The organism is Mycobacterium sp. MAC_080597_8934 (assembly GCF_000523975.1).
Lineage (GTDB): Bacteria > Actinomycetota > Actinomycetes > Mycobacteriales > Mycobacteriaceae > Mycobacterium > Mycobacterium avium.
The window spans coordinates 413,652-427,995 of the sequence record NZ_JAOS01000019.1 but is presented as its reverse complement, the minus strand read 5'-3'; the positions used below and the strand labels follow the sequence as shown (position 1 = coordinate 427,995).

The following is a 14,344-nucleotide window of genomic DNA, read 5'->3' as shown; positions in this document are numbered from 1 at the left end:
CTTACTCGCGCCGTGCCGGCGCTCGCCGTCGCCGGAGTAGCCCAATGGTGCTGGGCTTCTGGGACATCACGGTGCCCATCGTCGGCGCGCCGATGGCCGGCGGGCCCGGCACCCCCGCGTTGGCCGCGGCGGTGTCCAACGCCGGCGGGCTCGGCTTCGTCCCCGGCGGCTACGTCAGCGCCGAACAATTCGCCGACGACATCGCCGCGGCGCGCAAGGCCACCACCGGCCCGCTCGGGGTGAACCTGTTCGTGCCCCAGCCCAGCGTCGCCGACTGGGTGGCCCTGGACTACTACGCGGCGGAGCTGGAGGAGATCGCCGAGCACTATCAGGTGGAGGTCGGCCACCCGCGCTACGGCGACGACGACGGGTGGGAGCAGAAGCTCGAGGTGGTCGCCGACGTCCGGCCCGAGCTGGTGTCGTTCACCTTCGGCGTCCCGCCGCCCGACGTGATCCGGCGGCTGGGCGCGCTGGGCCTGCTGGTGATGGTCACGGTGACGTCGGCCTACGAGGCGGGCGTGGCCGTCGCCGCCGGCGCGGACAGCCTGGTGGTCCAGGGTCCCGCGGCCGGCGGGCATCGCGGCACCTTCGCTCCGGACATGGAGCCGGCCAACGAGTCGCTGCACCAGCTCATCGACCGCATCCGGCACGCCCACGACATCCCGATCATCGCCGCCGGCGGGCTCGGCACCGCCGACGAGGTCGGCGCGGCGCTGCGCCGGGGCGCGGTGGCCGCCCAGGTCGGCACCGCGCTGCTGCTCGCCGACGAGGCCGGCACCAATGCGGCGCACCGCACCGCCCTGAAGAACCCGCTGTTCGCCACCACCGTTGTCACCCGGGCGTTTTCGGGCCGCTACGCACGCGGGCTGGAGAACGACTTCACCCGCATGCTCGACCACGTGGCGCCGCTCGGCTATCCCGAGGTGAACCAGATGACCACACCCATCGTCGAGGCGGCCGCCGCCATCGAGGACCCCAACGGGATACCGCTGTGGGCGGGGGCGGCGTTCAAGCACGCCAGCGCCGGCCCCGCGGCCGACATCATCGCCGGCCTGGCCGCCACCGGTTAGTCCTGCTGCAGCACGCCGGCCGGGTCGGTGCACGGCAGACCGAGGTCGGCGGCCACCTGCTGCGACAGCAGCGCACCGTCATGTGTCGAAAGCCCTTTGGCCAGAGCATGATCCGAGCGGCACGCCGCACGCCAGCCGCGGTCGGCCAGGGCCAGCACGTAGGGCATGGTGGCGTTGGTCAGCGCCACCGTCGACGTCTTGGGCACCGCGCTGGGCATGTTCGCCACGCAGTAGAACACCGTGTCGTGCACGGCGAAGGTCGGGTCGTCGTGCGTGGTCGGCCGGGAGTCCTCGAAGCAGCCGCCCTGGTCGATGGAGATGTCCACCAGCACCGCGCCCGACTTCATCTGCGCGACAAGCGAATTCGAGATCAAGTTGGGGGCCTTGGCGCCGGGCAGCAGCACCGCGCCGATGACCAGGTCGGCGCGCTTGACGGTGCCCTCCAGGTCGTAGGCCGACGAATACCGGGTGCGGACCTGGCCGCCGAACTCGGCGTCGAGCAGCCGAAGCTTGTTGATGTTGACGTCGAGAACCGTGACCATGGCTCCCATCCCGCCGGCGACCCGGGCCGCGTTGTAGCCGGCCGTGCCCGCCCCGACCACCACGACGTCGGCGGGCTTGACCCCCGGCACCCCGCCCATCAGCACGCCGCGCCCGCCGTGGGTGCGCATCAGGTGGTAGGCGCCCACCTGAGCGGACAGCCGGCCGGCCACCTCGCTCATCGGGGCCAGCAACGGCAGGGTGCCGTCCGCGGTTTGCACCGTCTCGTAGGCGATCGACGTCGTGCCGGAGGTCAACAGCGCCTCGGTGCAGGCACGCGAGGCGGCCAGATGCAGAAAGGTGAACAGAATCTGGTTGCGCCGCAACAGGTCATACTCGGCCGGTACCGGTTCCTTCACCTTGAGCAGCAGCTCCGCGTCGGCCCAGACCTGTTCGGCGGTGTCGGCCAGTTGGGCGCCGGCCGCCTTGAACTCGGAGTCGGGGATCGACGACCCCTCGCCGGCGCCGCTTTGCACCAGCACCTCGTGGCCGCGGCGGGTCAACTCGGCGACGCCGGCGGGGGTGAGGGCCACGCGAAATTCGTTGGTCTTGGTCTCGGTCGGTACGCCGACTCGCATGATCGCCCCTTGTCCGCGGATTCCCTTTCAAGTGTGGAGAAACTTCGGAGGGCCCGCAATCGGACCGAAAACGGATACCCGCTGGACAGAGCGGGTGGATATGATCCGACGATGAGTGACCCCAGCGTTTCTGCGTCCGTGCACATCGACGCCCGGCCCGAGGTGGTGTACCGGCTCATCACCGACCTGCCCACCCTGGCGTCGCTGGCCGAGGAGGCGGTGGCGATGCAATGGCGCAAAGGCGACGCGGCGCGCCCGGGCGCGGTGTTCACCGGACACAACCGAAACGGCGGCCGGCGCTGGAGCACCAAGTGCACCGTCACCGACGCCGAACCCGGTCGGCGCTTCGCATTCGACGTGCGCCACACCGTCTTTCCGGTGGCGCGCTGGCAGTACGACATCGTCGGCACCGACGGCGGCTGCGACGTCACCGAAAGCACCTGGGATCGCAGGCCTGGGTGGTTTGCCAAGGTCGCCGGCAGGGCCACCGGAGTCACCGATCGGGCGGGCGCCAACGCCGAGCACATCCGGCTCACCCTGCAGCGGCTCAAGCAGCGCGCCGAGGCCGAGTAGTCGCCGGCGCCCTCATCGACACCAAAGAACCCGGTACCGGCGGTTTCGCATACCGGGTTCGCGGACCTATACTTGCGACGCTGCTTGTGCCGGGCGACGCCCGCGGCGCGACGGGGTCGCCGGCCGCCGACGACGGCGCAACGCTGAGGTAATGCCGAGGTAGGGGGCCATCATGGTGACCATCGACAACCAGGCGGCGGGTCCGCACGACGCGTCGGTGGACCACGAGCGGCTGGTTCTCGAGGCCCGCGACGTGGAGTTCGACTGGGCGCAGCTGCCGTTCCACTACGTGCCCGCCGAGCCGTTCGCCACCCATGTGCTCAACGTGCTGCACCTGCTGCTGCCCGCCGGCGAGCAGTTCTTCGTCGAGGTGTTCAAGCAGGCGTTGCCGCTGATCCGGGACGATCAGCTGCGGCTGGACGTCCAGGGATTCATCGGGCAGGAGGGCGTGCACTCCCGGGCGCACGCCAATGTGCTGGCCCACTTCGCCGCCCGGGGCATCGACCTGAGCCCCTACACCGGTCAGATCGAGTGGCTGTTCGGCACGCTGCTGGGGCCCCGCCCCAATTGGAGCCCGCGCCGCCGGCAGAGCTGGCTGCTCGAGCAGATCTCCCTGGTGTCGGCCATCGAGCACTACACCGCCATCCTCGGCGAGTGGATTCTCGACTCGCCGGCCCACGACCGGATCGGCACCGATCCGGTGATGCTGGACATGCTGCGCTGGCACGGCGCCGAAGAGGTCGAACACAAGGCGGTGGCCTTCGACACCATGAAGCACCTGCGGGCCGGCTACTGGCGGCAGGTGCGCACCCAGCTGGTGGTGACGCCCGCCATGCTGCTGTTGTGGATCCGCGGCGTGCGGTTCATGTATTCGCGGGATCCCTATCTGCCGCCGCACACCAAACCGCGCTGGCGGGACTACTTCCGGGCCGCGCGGCGCGGACTGGTGCCCGGGCCGCTGCGGTTCGTGCGGGCGGTCGCCAACTACTACCGGCCGGGCTTTCACCCCTCGCAGCTCGGCGGGCTACAGCGGGCCGTCGACTACCTGGCCGTCTCGCCCGCCGCCCGGGCCTCGCACTGACCGATGACCGTCACGTCGACCATCACCGCCGACGACGGTGTCACCCTGGCGGTGCACCGCTACACCGACATCGACCCGGCGCGCCCAACCATCCTGGCAATCCACGGATTTCCCGACAACCATCACGTCTGGGACGGGGTGGCCGACGAGCTGACCGGCGCGCCGTACAACTTCGTGGCCTACGACGTGCGCGGCGCCGGTGAATCATCATGTCCGGCAACACGTTCCGGGTACGGATTCGCCCAGCTGGTCCGCGACGTCGGTGCGGTGATCGACAGCCTGGGCGTCGGGCGGGTGCACCTGCTGGCCCACGACTGGGGTTCGATCCAGGCCTGGGCCGCCGTCACCGACCAAGCGGTCACGGGCGAGTCGGTCATGGACAAGGTGGCGTCGTTCACCTCGATTTCGGGTCCGCACCTGAACTACGCGGGGGCGTTCCTGCGTTCGGCGCGCACCCCACGGGCGGTGGCCCGGGTGGTCCGGCAGCTGATCGCCTCGGGCTACATCGGGTTCTTCCTGTGCCCGGGCGCGGCGGAACTGTCGTTTCGCGCCGGGATCGGCGTGAAAGTCATTGCGGCCCTTGAGCGTATCGGGCACACCAGCACCCGGAGCCAACGCCGGGACACCCAGCGGTCGCTGCGGGACTACCTCAACGGGCTGCAGCTCTACCGGCAGAACATGCCCGCGCCGATGCTGGCGCCCGGACCGCGGCTGCCCGAGACGACGGTCCCGGTGCAGACCCTGGTTCCGCGCCGGGACGTCTTCGTCACGCCCGCGCTGCAACGGTTCACCGGCGCGATTCCCCAGCGCGCCAGGGTGATCGAGATCGAGGGCGGCCACTGGGTGGTGACCTCGCGCCCGGACGTCATCGCCCGGCTCACCACCGAATGGGTCGATTTGCAGTCCGCCGGCGCGGTCGCACCCCAGCTGACCGGCGAGCGCCGCGAGCTGCCCGGCGAGCGCCGCGAGGTCCGCGGCCGGCTCGCGCTGGTCACCGGGGCCGGCGCCGGGATCGGCAGGGCCACGGCGGTGGAACTGGCCCGTCAGGGCGCCCGCAAGGTCGTGATCGTCGACCGCGATCGGGCCGCCGCCGACCAGACCGCCGACGCGGTGCGCGCCGCGGGCGCCGGGGCCGCGGTCTACCAGGTCGACGTCAGCGACGAGGTCGCGATGAACGACCTTGCCGCCCAAGTGCGTAACGAGCACGGGGTGGTCGACATCCTGGTGAACAACGCCGGCATCGGCATGGCGGGGCGTTTCCTGGAGACCAGCCCGGCGAATTGGGACGCCATCATGGGCGTCAACGTCCGCGGCGTCATCTGGGGCAGCAGGGCGTTCGGGACGCAGATGGTCGAGCGCGGCCAGGGCGGCACGATCATCAACGTGGCCTCGGCGGCGGCCTACCTGCCGTCGAAGTCGATGGTGGCCTACGGCACCACCAAGGCGGCGGTGCTGGCGCTCAGCGAATCACTGCGGGCCGACTTCGCCGACGAGGGCATCACCGTCACCGCGGTGTGCCCCGGATTCGTCAACACCAACATCGCCAAGAGCACCATCTACGCCGGCATGAGCGCCCAGCAGCAGGAGCGGGCGCGGGACAGGGCCGACGCCGCCTACCGGCGCCGCAACTTCACGCCCGAGGCCACCGCCAAGGCGATCGTCAAGGCGATCAAGACCGGCCCGGCGGTGGTGCCGATCGCCGCCGAGTCGCGGATCGGCTACGCGCTGCGCCGGATCAGCCCCGGCGCGATCCGGCTGTTGGCGCGCTGGGACATTCGACAGACATGAGCATCCGCCGGGCCGCGTCGCGCGCGCCGAGCATCTGGGCCAGCAGACCCGCCGACCTGTACGGCCGGCGCGACCACGATCGCTTCACCGCGGTGCTGTGGGGCGTGCGGGCGGTGTTCGAGGGCTTCGCCTCGGTGTCGCGGTGGCACCCGGCGCGGGTGAAACCCGTGCAGCGCAGGCTGACCGCGGTGGTGACCAAACGCGAGTTCGCCGCCCCCGACGTCGTCGCGTTGACCCTGGCCGACCCCGACGGCGGGTTGCTGCCGTCCTGGAGACCGGGCGCGCACATCGACGTGCTGTTGCCCTCGGGCCGGCGCCGGCAGTATTCGCTGTGCGGCCCGCCCGGGCACCGCGGCGAGTACCGCATCGCGGTGCGCCGCATCGCCGACGGCGGCGGCGGATCGATCGAGATGCACGAGGCGTTCGGCGTGGGCGACACCGTGGAGTTCGAGGGCCCGCGCAACGCGTTCTACCTGGGCACCGCCGAACACGACGTGTTGTTCGTGATCGGCGGCATCGGGGTGACGCCCATCCTGCCGATGATCTTGGTGGCCGCGCAGCGCGGAATCGATTGGCGCGCAATCTATACCGGCCGCAGCCGCGAGTACATGCCGCTACTCGACGAGGTGGTTTCGGTGGATCCGCAGCGGGTGACGGTGTTGGCCGACGACGAGCACGGCCGGTTTCCCACCGCGGCGGAGCTGCTGGCGGCGGCCGGCCCGGCGACGGCCGTCTACGTGTGCGGGCCGAGTGCCATGCTCGAGGCCGTCCGGATCGCCCGCAACGAACATGCCGGCGCGCCACTGCATTACGAGCGGTTCAGCCCGGCGCCGGTCGTCGACGGTGTCCCGTTCGAGCTGGAGCTGGCGCAATCACGGCAGGTGCTCGCCGTGCCGGCGAACCGGACGGCGCTGGACGTCATGCTCGACCGCGACGCGACGACACCGTATTCGTGCCGGCAAGGATTCTGCGGCACCTGCCGGGTGAAAGTGCTTGCCGGACAGGTGGATCACCGTGGCCGCACCGATCCGGGCGAGGACGGCATGCTGGTCTGCGTCTCGCGCGCCGACGGCGGGCGGCTGGTCATCGACGCCTGAGCGCGTCGTCACGGTCGGGACTGCTCCAGGTAGGCGGCCAGGGCGTTGGTCAGGCCCCGGCGCGCCATGTCGAGGTCGGCGTAGGAGCCCAGCTGGCGTTCCGACACCAGGCCGCGCATCGCGCCGGGAATCAGGGCGGCCACCTCACGGACGCGGTCGGGGTCGACGGCCAGCCCGGCGAAGGCCTGCTGGCAGGTCTCGAGCCAGCTCTTGCACCAGGAGAACAGCTCGGCGGCGGTGCGCGGGTACAGCCGCTCCAGCTCGTCGGGGTCGCGCGGCAGCGCCGCCCGCAGGTTTTCGATCGCGCGGGAATCCGGTGCCGCCAGGCCGCGGTAGAGCGTCTCGATGATGGCGCCGACCCGTTCGCGCAGCGGCGCCTCCGGCGAGACCGGCGAGGACAGCGACGAGAACGTCGCGGCGCGCCGCTCGGCAGTGCGGTGCAGCACGGCCGCCCAGAAGCCGTCGGTGTCGCCGAACTGGTACTGCACCGCGCCCCAGGTGGCGCCGATGTCCTTGGCGATGCGATTGGCCGACACCGAGCCCGGTTCGCCGGAGGCCAGCGAGCGCAGCGCGGCCTCCAGCATGCTTTCGCGAGTCGCGTGGCCCCGCCGGTTGGGGCGCCGGCCGGCGACCCCGGCCCCGCTCGTCTGCCGGGTCATTCGTCGATCTTATCCGCCGGCACTTATCCACCCCCAGAGTTTCATAGAGGGTACTTTGATTTGGCGGCGGGGCGGCCTAATATTCGTACCCGAGGGAGGGCAGCTCAGATGGGAGGGCACGATGGCTAAGCCGCCGTTGTCGATGAAGCCGACCGGCTGGTTCCAGGTCGCCTGGTCCGACGAGATCGGCGTCGGCGACGTGCACAAGATGAAGTACTTCGACCAGGAGATGGTCGCCTGGCGCGCCGAATCCGGTCAGCTCACGGTGATGAACGCCTACTGCGAACACCTGGGCGCGCACCTGGGCTACGGCGGCAAGGTCGTCGGCGAGGTGCTGCAGTGCCCGTTCCACGGGTGGCAGTGGAGCGCCGAGGGCCGCAACGTCTGCATCCCGTACCAGGATCGGCCCAATCGCGGCCGGCGGATGAGCACCTATCCGGTGGTGGAACGCAACTCCTCCGTGTACATGTGGCATGACCTGCAGCGTCGCGAGCCCTACTTCGACCCGCCCGACGTGTTCGCCGCCTTCGGCGACGGCAGCAGCGCCGACGACTACTACCCGCAGCAGCGGCTGTACCGGCAGGCGCTGGAGATGCATCCGCAGTACGTACTGGAGAACGGGGTGGACTTCGCGCACTTCAAATTCGTGCACAACACCCCGATCGTGCCGGTGTTCACCCGGCACGACTTCGCCGAGCCGGTGTCCTACGTCGACTTCACCATCACGTTCGAGGGCGACGACGGCCAAAAGATCGAGGACGTCAACAGCGGTGTGCAGGCCATCAACGGCGGGCTGGGGATCGCGGTGACCAAGAGCTGGGGCATGATCGACAACCGCACCATCTCGGCGATCACCCCGGTCGACGAGCGCACCTCCGACGTCCGGTTCATGGTCTACATCGGGCGGACGCCGGCCAAGGATGCGGCCCGCGCACAGCGCAAGGCGGCCGAATTCGGGGGCGAGGTGATCCGGCAGTTCACCCAGGACATCGAAATCTGGCAGCACCAGCGGTATTCGGATCCGCCGGCGCTGGCCGCCGACGAGTATCAGGGCTTCATGGCAATTCGCCAGTGGGCCAAGCAGTTCTATCCCGAGTTCGCAGCGCAGGAGGCTTAGGCAAATGGGCACAGCACCGATTCGCGTCTTCCAGGTCGGAAGCGGGAACGTCGGCTCCGAGATGATCAGGCGGATCGCGACCCAGCCCGATCTGGAACTGATTGGCGTGCACTGTTATTCGCCCGAGAAGATCGGCAAGGACACCGGACAGTTCGCCGGCCTGGCGCCCAACGGGGTGAAGTTCACCGGGACCGTCGAGGAGATCATCGCCGCCAAGCCGGACGTGCTGACCTTCCACGGCGTGTTTCCCGACGAGGACCTCTACGTCAAGGTCCTCGAGGCGGGCATCGACATCGTCACCACCGCGGACTGGATCACCGGCTGGCACCGCGACAAAAACCACCCGCACCCGTCGGGCAAGCCGGTGACCCAGCTGCTGGCCGAGGCCGCCGCGAAGGGCGGCGCGACGTTCTACGGCACCGGCATGAACCCGGGGCTGAACCAGATCCTGGGTGTGGTGTGCTCGGCCGACGTCGCCGAGATCGAGAACGTCACCACCATCGAATCGGTCGACGTGTCCTGCCACCACTCCAAGGACACCTGGATCGAGGTGGGATACGGCCAACCGGTGGACGATCCGGAGATCCCGGCCAAGCTGGAGAAGTACACCCGCGTCTTCGCCGACAGCGTGTACATGATGGCCGACTGCTTCGACCTGACCCTCGACGAGGTCACGTTCAGCTATGAGTTGGGTGCGTGCACCAAGGACGTCGACCTGGGCTGGTACACGCTGCCCAAGGGGTCGCTGGGCGGCAACTACATCAAGTACCAGGGCATGGTCGACGGCGTGCCGCGGGTGGAGACGCACCTGGAATGGCAGATGACCCCGCACACCGACCCGAGCTGGAATGTCAAGGGCTGCTACATCACCCAGATCAAGGGTGACCCGTGCATCTACAACAAGCACATGATCTTCCCCAAGCCCGGCGTGGACCTGTCCAACCCGGACAACTTCGCGTCCATCGGCATGACCGTGACCGGCATGCCCGCGCTCGCCGCGATCAGGTCGGTGGTGGCCGCGCCGCCCGGGCTGCTCACCAGCGCCGATCTGTCGTTGCGCGGTTTTGCCGGGCGGTTCAAGAAGTAGGGACCTCACGGGTCCTCGCCGTCGAAAGCGCGCTCCGGATGGTGAAAGTCGTTGGTGCGCGCGCCGCGGTCCCACTGCGGTGGCGGGATCCACGCCGTGCGTCCATCTGCGAGTTTCTTTGTCCGCCAACCATTTTCGATCAGTTTGTGATGCGGCCCGCAGGCGAAGGTGAGGTTGTCGACATCGGTCAAGCCGCCCGTCGCCCACTCGTTGAGATGATGCACCTCGCACCAATAGCCGGGTGCGTCGCAGCCGGGGTGGGTGCAGCCCCGGTCTTTCGCGTAGAGCACCACGCGCTGGTCCGGCGACGCGACGCGGCGGCTCCGGCCGAGATACAGCGGCCGACTCGAGTGCTCGTCGAACACCGCCAGGTAGTGATACGCGTGACGCGCCATGCGGATCACGTCGCGCATCGGCAGCAGCGTCCCGCCGCCCGTCACCGCCCGGCCGGCGCCCGTCGTCAGCTCTCGCAGCGTGGTCGACACGATGACCGTGACCGGTAAGCCGTTGTGCAGACCGAGCTTCGGATCACCCAACCGGCCGCGCACCAGGGCGTTGAGTGCGTCGTGCTGTCGCTGGGCGGGAGTGCGCGAGTCCTTGGTGGCGGACTCCTCGTCGGGTTCGCCGGCGACGCAGGGGGCCTCGTCGTCCGGGTTGCACATGCCGGGGGCCGCGAACCGGGCCAGCCACGCGTCCAGATTGGCGCGCAATTCCGGTGAGGCCCAAAGCTTTCCGAGGCTCATCCCGTCTGCCCGCTGGCCGCACCAGGTGAAGCCGCGCTGGCGGGCACGGTCGGCGTCGGAGAACTTCCCGTCGGGGTTGATGCGCAACGCGCACTGGTGCGCGACCTTTTCCAGCTGGTCGGGCCGCAACAGCGTGGCCTGGTGGGCAAGAAACCGCTCCGCTTCTTCCACCGCGCGGACCGGCGTCGTCTCGGGAAGGTCGCGAACGAACTTCTCGATCACCCGCAGGTGCTGCCCGTCGAGCATGCCCTCGCGCCACACCCCGGCGGTGGCCGGCAATTCCGGTGGCAATTCCTGGCCGGTCAGCGTCAGGCGCGGCGACAGCTGCTTGGCTTCCCGAAGCCGCCGGCACGCCTCGGCGTAACTGATCCGCAGCCGGTCGGCGATGACCTTATGCACCGGGCCGCCCACGTTGGCGGGGCCCTCGCCGGCCAAGCCGGCGATCACGTCGTGACTGACCGCGATCTGCCGCCGCCGCGAGGCCTCCATCCGTTCGAGCGCGCGAAGCCGGACGACGGGATGCAGGGCGTCGAAGTCCAGCGCGCGGATCGCCGCGTCGGCGGTGTCCAGCGCGTCCAGGGCCACGCGCACCTCGGCCGGAACTTCGATCGAATGCATGTTCGAATCCTAGGGCGGATCGGGGCGCGGGGAAATGGACAATGCCGCAGCTGTGGATGAACCGCGAACTGTGGACAACCCCGGCTCGAAGCCCGCGCGCGGCGATCCAGCTGTGAGGGCGGGATGCGCTCGCGTTTGTCGTGGTGGCGCGGAGGGTAACCACGCGTCGTGCGCGCCGGATGGGCGAATGCGGCAGCCGCGATCACCGTGGTCGTCGCCGCATGCCCGTGTCCCACCGGTTCGGCCGACTCGACGCCGGACAGTCCACCGTTCCCGATCGGCCAGCTGGGCGTGCCCGTGCATGCACGAGCCGCCAGCGGGGCGACCGCCGACATCACCGTCAACAGCGCGACGTGGCTGCCGCCGGGCTGCACCTCGCATTTCGCGACTCCGACGGCTGGCTCCGCGTGCAACGTGGTGGAACTGACGATCACCGCGACGTCGCACCGGTTCTTCCAGGTGAATCAGCGCTATATGTTCGCGGGATACGGCGGCGGCAATCAGCCGTGGACCCATCCCGACGATGCGCCCCAGCCGGCCACGATGGCCGTCGACTACCAGAGGCTCGGCAAGATGCCCCGCTGCAGACGGGCGGCCTTCACGACGGGCAGACCGCACATGGATTCGTCGGCTTCGCGATGCCGGCGGGCGGTGACCTGTACCTCACGATCAACGATCCCGAGCAACCCGCTCCGTACACCGAAGCGGGCTGGATCGTGCACACCTGAACCCGCGGCACCGCGCGGCGCGGAATGTGACCCGGTCTAGGCTTCAGCCATGCGGGTAGGAGTGCTGGGAGCCAAGGGAAAAGTCGGGTCGACGATGGTGGCGGCGGTGCAGGCCGCCGAGGACCTGACGCTGTCCGCCGAGGTGGACGCCGGCGATCCGCTGAGTCTGCTGACCGACGGCGGCACCGAGGCGGTGATCGACTTCACCCATCCCGACGTCGTTATGGGCAACCTGGAGTTCTTGGTGCGCAACGGAATTCACGCTGTCGTCGGCACCACCGGCTTCACCGCCGAACGGCTGGCGCAGGTTCGGGAGTGGCTGGCCGACAGCCCCGGCACGTCGGTGCTCATCGCGCCGAACTTCGCCATCGGGGCCGTGTTGTCGATGCACTTCGCCAAGCAGGCGGCGCGCTTCTTCGACTCGGCGGAGGTGATCGAACTGCATCATCCGCACAAGGCCGACGCTCCGTCGGGCACCGCGACCCGCACCGCCAAACTGATCGCCGAAGCGCGAAAAGGCTTGCCCCCCAACCCCGATGCCACCAGCACCAGCCTGCCGGGAGCGCGCGGCGCCGACGTGGACGGCATCCCCGTGCACGCGGTGCGGCTGGCCGGGCTGGTCGCCCATCAGGAGATCCTGTTCGGCACCGAGGGCGAGACGCTGAGCATCCGCCACGACAGCCTGGATCGGACCTCGTTCGTGCCCGGTGTGCTGCTGGCGGTGCGGCGCATCAGGGAACACCCGGGCCTGACCGTGGGCCTCGAACCGCTGCTCGACCTGGGCTGAGCAAACCGGCTATGAGCAAACGGCTATGAACAAAGCGCTGCGCATCCAACTGCTCGTCGCCTTCCTGTGTGTGGCGCTGTTGGTGTACTTCGCCTTGCTCGGGCGGGTGGCCATCGCGATGATCGCCTCGGGCCGGGCCGCCGCCGTCGGCCTGGGCGTGGCGGTGCTGATCATGCCCGCCCTCGGGCTGTGGGCCATGATCGCCACCCTGCGCGCCGGATTCGCCCACCAGAGGCTGGCCCGGCTGATCGCCGCCGACGGCATGGAGCTGGACACCAGCGCGCTGCCGCGCCGGCGGTCGGGCCGCATCCGGCGCGACGCGGCCGACGCGCTGTTCGCCACCGTGCGCACCGAGGTGGAAAACCACCCCGACGACTGGCGGTGCTGGTATCGGCTGGCCCGCGCCTACGATTACGCCGGGGACCGCCGCCGCGCCCGGGAAGCCATGAAGACCGCCGTCGACCTGCAGGGCCACCAGTGACCGACACACCGAGCAAGACGCTGCTGATCGTGCACCACACGCCGTCGCCGCACACGCACGAGATGTTCGAGGCGGTGGTCTCCGGCGCCACCGACCCCGAGATCGAAGGGGTCGAGGTCGTCCGCCGGGCGGCGCTGACGGTCTCGCCGGCCGAGATGCTGGCGGCCGACGGATATCTGCTGGGCACCCCGGCCAACCTGGGTTACATCTCGGGTGCGCTCAAGCATGCCTTCGACTGCAGCTATTACCAGCTGCTCGACTCCACCCGCGGGCGGCCCTTCGGCCTGTACCTGCACGGCAACGAGGGCACCGAGGGCGCCCAGCGCGCCGTCGACACCATCACGACCGGCTTGGGCTGGACGAAAGCCGCTGAGACGGTGGTGGTTTCGGGCAAGCCCAGCAAGGACGACCTGCAGGCGTGCTGGGAGCTGGGTGCGACGGTCGCCGCCCAATTGATGGACTAGCCAGTTGATGGACTAGCCCAATTGATGGACTAGCCCAGTTGATGGACTAGGTGTACGTCGGCTGGAAGGCGTCCGCCGGCTGCGCCAATGCCAGCGCCGAGCTGGTGCCGAGCGGGCCGTGCCGGTCGAACAGCGTCGCGGCGCCGGCGGCGACCCCGGCCGTGCCGTAATGGCTTTGGGCCGCCAGCCCGAGGAACTCGCCGTCGGGCAACCGGCTCGCGGTGACGGTGTAGTCGGCGTTGATGTAACGCAATCCGCCGGTGCCCCAATGGGTCAGCGAACTGGTGATGTCGCCGACGAACGCCAGCCGGGTGAACGGTGTGAGCGGATGGCCGTGCACCATCGGGCGAAACAGCCGGGCCCAGGCGAACTTCTGCGAATGCGCCTGCTCCCACTCGCCGGCGGCGATACCGGGGCTGCCTGCCCGGGTGGCCCCGTATCCCCAGATGAGAAAGGGCATGTCCGCCGGGAAGCCCTCGGACGACGTCGGCAACGGCGGCATCTGCACCGGAGGCGACCACACCTGACCGTCGGGATGATCGCCGCGACGCAGGAACAGCGCGCTGGCCCGCGCGACGACGACGCCGTTCTGCACCAGGCCGGCGTCGACCAGTTTGATCCGCCGGCCCTCCCGCTGCACCGAGGTGCGGATCTGCACCGGCGCCAGCAAGGCGGGGCGCAACAGGTCGACGGTGAACCGGGCGGGCTGCAGGTCGGGGTCGATGCCGGATTGCTCTATGCCCCAACCCAACAGGCCGCCGACGATCTGCCCGCCCATGGCCGCGCCCCACGGGCCCCGGGTCATCGTGCCCGGAATATAGGAGTCGCCGTCTACAGTGAAAAACGCCTCGGGCATGATGGCGGGATCCTCGATCGTCACCGCTATCACGATAGGGCAGCAGGCAGGATAGGCAGCAGGATAGGTAGGACCGG

General features: G+C 69.6%; 14 protein-coding genes and 1 pseudogene. 11 read left to right on the top strand and 4 right to left on the bottom strand.

Annotated elements, in window-relative coordinates; all coding sequences use genetic code 11:
* The first annotated feature begins 44 nt into the window (after nucleotides 1–44).
* On the top strand, nucleotides 45–1,070 hold the full coding sequence (locus NF20_RS11025) for a nitronate monooxygenase (RefSeq protein ID WP_009978031.1): 1,026 nt from the start codon (nucleotides 45–47) through the stop codon (nucleotides 1,068–1,070).
* Here the strand turns inward: NF20_RS11025 and ald are convergent.
* Nucleotides 1,067–2,188 carry an alanine dehydrogenase gene (gene ald, locus NF20_RS11020; protein ID WP_033712665.1) on the bottom strand — a complete coding sequence of 374 codons (1,122 nt, stop codon included), beginning with the start codon at nucleotides 2,186–2,188 and terminating at the stop codon, nucleotides 1,067–1,069. The genes NF20_RS11025 and ald overlap by 4 nt on opposite strands.
* 111 nt (nucleotides 2,189–2,299) lie before the next feature.
* Between ald and NF20_RS11015 the strand changes: the two genes are divergently transcribed.
* The 4 genes from NF20_RS11015 to NF20_RS11000 all read left to right on the top strand — a co-directional run bounded on the left by NF20_RS11015 (nucleotide 2,300) and on the right by NF20_RS11000 (nucleotide 6,727).
* Nucleotides 2,300–2,761 carry an SRPBCC family protein gene (locus NF20_RS11015; RefSeq protein ID WP_011725609.1) on the top strand — a complete coding sequence of 154 codons (462 nt, stop codon included), beginning with the start codon at nucleotides 2,300–2,302 and terminating at the stop codon, nucleotides 2,759–2,761.
* A gap of 172 nt (nucleotides 2,762–2,933) precedes the next feature.
* Nucleotides 2,934–3,842, top strand: a complete 909-nt coding sequence (locus tag NF20_RS11010; RefSeq protein ID WP_033712666.1) for a metal-dependent hydrolase — start codon at nucleotides 2,934–2,936, stop codon at nucleotides 3,840–3,842.
* A 3-nt stretch (nucleotides 3,843–3,845) separates the two neighbouring features.
* Nucleotides 3,846–5,630: an SDR family oxidoreductase gene (locus NF20_RS11005; RefSeq protein WP_033712668.1), complete on the top strand. Its 1,785-nt coding sequence runs from the start codon at nucleotides 3,846–3,848 to the stop codon at nucleotides 5,628–5,630.
* Complete coding sequence (locus NF20_RS11000; RefSeq protein ID WP_023873705.1) at nucleotides 5,627–6,727, top strand: PDR/VanB family oxidoreductase; 1,101 nt, start codon at nucleotides 5,627–5,629, stop codon at nucleotides 6,725–6,727. The genes NF20_RS11005 and NF20_RS11000 overlap by 4 nt, the downstream gene beginning before the upstream one ends.
* An 8-nt stretch (nucleotides 6,728–6,735) precedes the next feature.
* On the opposite strand, the gene NF20_RS10995 is transcribed toward NF20_RS11000, so the two are convergent.
* Nucleotides 6,736–7,386, bottom strand: coding sequence for a TetR/AcrR family transcriptional regulator (locus tag NF20_RS10995; protein ID WP_033712670.1), 651 nt, complete (start codon nucleotides 7,384–7,386; stop codon nucleotides 6,736–6,738).
* Nucleotides 7,387–7,507: 121 nt separating this feature from the next.
* On the opposite strand from NF20_RS10995, the gene NF20_RS10990 reads away from it, so the two are divergent.
* Entirely contained in the window at nucleotides 7,508–8,503 is a 996-nt protein-coding gene (locus NF20_RS10990; protein WP_031344996.1) for a Rieske 2Fe-2S domain-containing protein, read from the top strand.
* 4 nt (nucleotides 8,504–8,507) lie between these two features.
* The gene (locus tag NF20_RS10985) at nucleotides 8,508–9,590 is read left to right on the top strand and encodes a dihydrodipicolinate reductase (protein WP_023873710.1); all 1,083 of its coding nucleotides are present in this window, start codon (nucleotides 8,508–8,510) and stop codon (nucleotides 9,588–9,590) included.
* Between the two features lie 5 nt (nucleotides 9,591–9,595).
* On the opposite strand, the gene NF20_RS10980 is transcribed toward NF20_RS10985, so the two are convergent.
* Nucleotides 9,596–10,951 carry an HNH endonuclease signature motif containing protein gene (locus tag NF20_RS10980; RefSeq protein ID WP_023873712.1) on the bottom strand — a complete coding sequence of 452 codons (1,356 nt, stop codon included), beginning with the start codon at nucleotides 10,949–10,951 and terminating at the stop codon, nucleotides 9,596–9,598.
* 168 nt (nucleotides 10,952–11,119) lie between these two features.
* On the opposite strand from NF20_RS10980, the pseudogene NF20_RS10975 reads away from it, so the two are divergent.
* The 4 genes and pseudogenes from NF20_RS10975 to NF20_RS10960 all read left to right on the top strand — a co-directional run bounded on the left by NF20_RS10975 (nucleotide 11,120) and on the right by NF20_RS10960 (nucleotide 13,411).
* Nucleotides 11,120–11,679: pseudogene (locus NF20_RS10975) on the top strand (hypothetical protein).
* A 49-nt stretch (nucleotides 11,680–11,728) separates the two neighbouring features.
* The gene (gene dapB / locus NF20_RS10970) at nucleotides 11,729–12,466 is read left to right on the top strand and encodes a 4-hydroxy-tetrahydrodipicolinate reductase (protein ID WP_023865210.1); all 738 of its coding nucleotides are present in this window, start codon (nucleotides 11,729–11,731) and stop codon (nucleotides 12,464–12,466) included.
* A gap of 25 nt (nucleotides 12,467–12,491) precedes the next feature.
* Nucleotides 12,492–12,947, top strand: a complete 456-nt coding sequence (locus NF20_RS10965) for a membrane protein (RefSeq protein ID WP_033712671.1) — start codon at nucleotides 12,492–12,494, stop codon at nucleotides 12,945–12,947.
* Between the two features lie 62 nt (nucleotides 12,948–13,009).
* Entirely contained in the window at nucleotides 13,010–13,411 is a 402-nt protein-coding gene (locus tag NF20_RS10960) for a flavodoxin family protein (protein WP_042632833.1), read from the top strand.
* A 46-nt stretch (nucleotides 13,412–13,457) separates the two neighbouring features.
* Here NF20_RS10960 and NF20_RS10955 read toward each other — a convergent pair whose 3' ends face one another.
* Entirely contained in the window at nucleotides 13,458–14,291 is an 834-nt protein-coding gene (locus NF20_RS10955; protein WP_031343821.1) for an acyl-CoA thioesterase domain-containing protein, read from the bottom strand.
* Nucleotides 14,292–14,344 lie beyond the last annotated feature (53 nt).

Bases quoted from the DNA above. Each gene is read 5' to 3' on its own strand.
- dapB (WP_023865210.1), top strand. From the start codon at position 11,729: ATGCGGGTAGGAGTGCTGGGAGCCAAGGGAAAAGTCGGGTCGACGATG.
- ald (WP_033712665.1), bottom strand. From the start codon at position 2,188: ATGCGAGTCGGCGTACCGACCGAGACCAAGACCAACGAATTTCGCGTG.
- NF20_RS10965 (WP_033712671.1), top strand. From the start codon at position 12,492: ATGAACAAAGCGCTGCGCATCCAACTGCTCGTCGCCTTCCTGTGTGTG.
- NF20_RS11005 (WP_033712668.1), top strand. From the start codon at position 3,846: ATGACCGTCACGTCGACCATCACCGCCGACGACGGTGTCACCCTGGCG.
- NF20_RS10995 (WP_033712670.1), bottom strand. From the start codon at position 7,386: ATGACCCGGCAGACGAGCGGGGCCGGGGTCGCCGGCCGGCGCCCCAAC.
- NF20_RS10985 (WP_023873710.1), top strand. From the start codon at position 8,508: ATGGGCACAGCACCGATTCGCGTCTTCCAGGTCGGAAGCGGGAACGTC.
- NF20_RS11000 (WP_023873705.1), top strand. From the start codon at position 5,627: ATGAGCATCCGCCGGGCCGCGTCGCGCGCGCCGAGCATCTGGGCCAGC.
- NF20_RS10980 (WP_023873712.1), bottom strand. From the start codon at position 10,951: ATGCATTCGATCGAAGTTCCGGCCGAGGTGCGCGTGGCCCTGGACGCG.
- NF20_RS11010 (WP_033712666.1), top strand. From the start codon at position 2,934: ATGGTGACCATCGACAACCAGGCGGCGGGTCCGCACGACGCGTCGGTG.
- NF20_RS10990 (WP_031344996.1), top strand. From the start codon at position 7,508: ATGGCTAAGCCGCCGTTGTCGATGAAGCCGACCGGCTGGTTCCAGGTC.
- NF20_RS11015 (WP_011725609.1), top strand. From the start codon at position 2,300: ATGAGTGACCCCAGCGTTTCTGCGTCCGTGCACATCGACGCCCGGCCC.
- NF20_RS10960 (WP_042632833.1), top strand. From the start codon at position 13,010: ATGTTCGAGGCGGTGGTCTCCGGCGCCACCGACCCCGAGATCGAAGGG.
- NF20_RS11025 (WP_009978031.1), top strand. From the start codon at position 45: ATGGTGCTGGGCTTCTGGGACATCACGGTGCCCATCGTCGGCGCGCCG.